General features: G+C 57.4%; 2 protein-coding genes and 1 pseudogene. All 3 read right to left on the minus strand.

Going from position 1 to position 1,825, the window contains the following annotated elements:
• Positions 1–127: 127 nt before the first annotated feature.
• Positions 128–890 (minus strand): annotated as a pseudogene (locus AB3X89_RS39595) (IS5 family transposase); the annotation flags it as partial.
• 284 nt (positions 891–1,174) lie between these two features.
• The gene (locus tag AB3X89_RS39600) at positions 1,175–1,510 is read right to left on the minus strand and encodes a DUF3892 domain-containing protein (RefSeq protein WP_018436603.1); all 336 of its coding nucleotides are present in this window, start codon (positions 1,508–1,510) and stop codon (positions 1,175–1,177) included.
• 9 nt (positions 1,511–1,519) lie between these two features.
• Positions 1,520–1,825 (minus strand): hypothetical protein (locus AB3X89_RS39605; protein WP_368587982.1); only part of this gene is annotated, 306 nt, incomplete at its 5' end.

A 1,825-nucleotide genomic window follows, 5' to 3' on the forward strand; every position in this document is an offset into this window, starting at 1 on the left:
CTCTTCGGCCCCATCGGCAACATTCCACCTGCCGAGGCAGAAGCCGCTTACTATGCAAATCTCGCTGAGTCTGTCATTGTGGCATGACGCAAGCAAAACGGTCTCCGGAAAACCCGGGGCGGCTCACCCCCTCGGGCATCGCCTTGATCTTGCTGCGCCTGAGCGCCACGTGCCACTTCACCGTCTTGCCCTTCATCTCCCCGCGCTTGCCCACGCCCGTGTAGCCTGCATCGCCAAACGCTTCGCGCTCGTAACCGTGCAACAGCGCATGGGCCTGCGAGACATCCGATTCGTTGGCCGCCGTGGTGACCAGGCTGTGCACCAGCCCCGAGTCGGCGTCGACACCGAGATGCGCCTTCATGCCGAAATGCCCGTCGTTACCCTTTTTCGCCTGGTGCATTTCCGGGTCACGGCTGTTCCCGGCGTTGTTCGTGGACGGCGGGGCCTCGAAGATCGTCGCATCCACCAGCGTGCCTTCCTTCATCATCAGCCCGCGCTCGCACAATTCGATGCCGATCTCGTCGAACCGCTTTCGCGTCAGCTCGTGATCGACCAGCAGACGCCGGAACTTCAGCAGCGTGGTGGCATCCGGCACATTCTCGCGCGCCAGGTCGATACCGGCGAACGCACGCATCGCAATGCTGTCGTACAGCGCGTCTTCAAGCCCTTCGTCCGACAGGCCGTACCACTGTTGCAGAAAATAGATTCGCAGCATCCGCTCCAACCCGACCGGCGGGCGGCCCCGCTCGCCTTTTGGGTAGTAATCCAGTCGCCAACAACAGGCGCTGCCACGGCACCAGCTTTTCCATCTCCGCCAGGAAGCGCTGCCGTTTCGTCACGCGCTTCTTACCCAAGCTTTCTGCTTCTGCAAAACCGATCTGCCGTTTCATGATCGTCGCGCCGTTCCATAAGCTTCTTACTACAACGTCCTCGGCCTCCTCAGCGATGACTGCCGAGCCGAATTGATCAGCGTTTCCCTGGGGCAACGATTTCCGTCCCGCTCCGTCTTCGTCGACGGAATTCGCCACGTTGAACGAAACGAGAGCCCCAAAGTGGGGGCTCGACAATAAGGGAGATTTCCCCGCTTAATCCACTCGCGTTTGAAACGCGAGTTGGACAAGACGCCTCAAGGCGGTGGCCGGCCCGTCGAACTGCCATGTTCAACGAAAAGCATTTACCGGCACTGGGGCAGGCTGAGGAGGTTGTCCGCAGTGGTCACGTCGTGCCCCGTCCTGAGGAATTTTTGGCCTTGCGGGGTTTGCCAGACGAGCACATCAGCAGTCTGGCCGCCTCCGACAACATAGAAGCTCCACCTGCCCGTCTCAATCCCGTTAATAGCGTCTTTCTCGCTAATCTTCCACCGGCTCCCGTCGGGGTTCTTTCCGCCGATATGCGAAATGGCCTCGTGCCTACTTTGCTTTTTTGTCTTCCTGATGCAGAGAACCTGAATACGCTGCGCCATAAAACCCCCGCTCTTTATGATGGAGTTTGATATTGCACGATCCATCATATTAAGGAATTACAGGTTAACCCGCGATTTATGCGATATGTATTGGCGCAGATCAAACGGATCGGGATTTACTAAAACACAAGTCATTTCAATTCCTTCCGAGAAATCAGATTCGAAAGCCGACTTAGAGCCAACCGATTTCTCCCGAACCACCGAATCGGTGGTCTCGACGATTCGGGTCATTTTCACTAGCAGGTTGCTGAAGTACCGCTGAAACACGTCATCGCGCAGAGTTCGTGAAGCGTTGATAGATGAACCACCACTTGCCCACTGGAGATCATGCGCGGCGCCGACACGTTCACCGAGAGTTTGTTT

It is taken from the genome of Paraburkholderia sp. BR14320 (assembly GCF_040948665.1).
GTDB lineage: Bacteria > Pseudomonadota > Gammaproteobacteria > Burkholderiales > Burkholderiaceae > Paraburkholderia > Paraburkholderia youngii.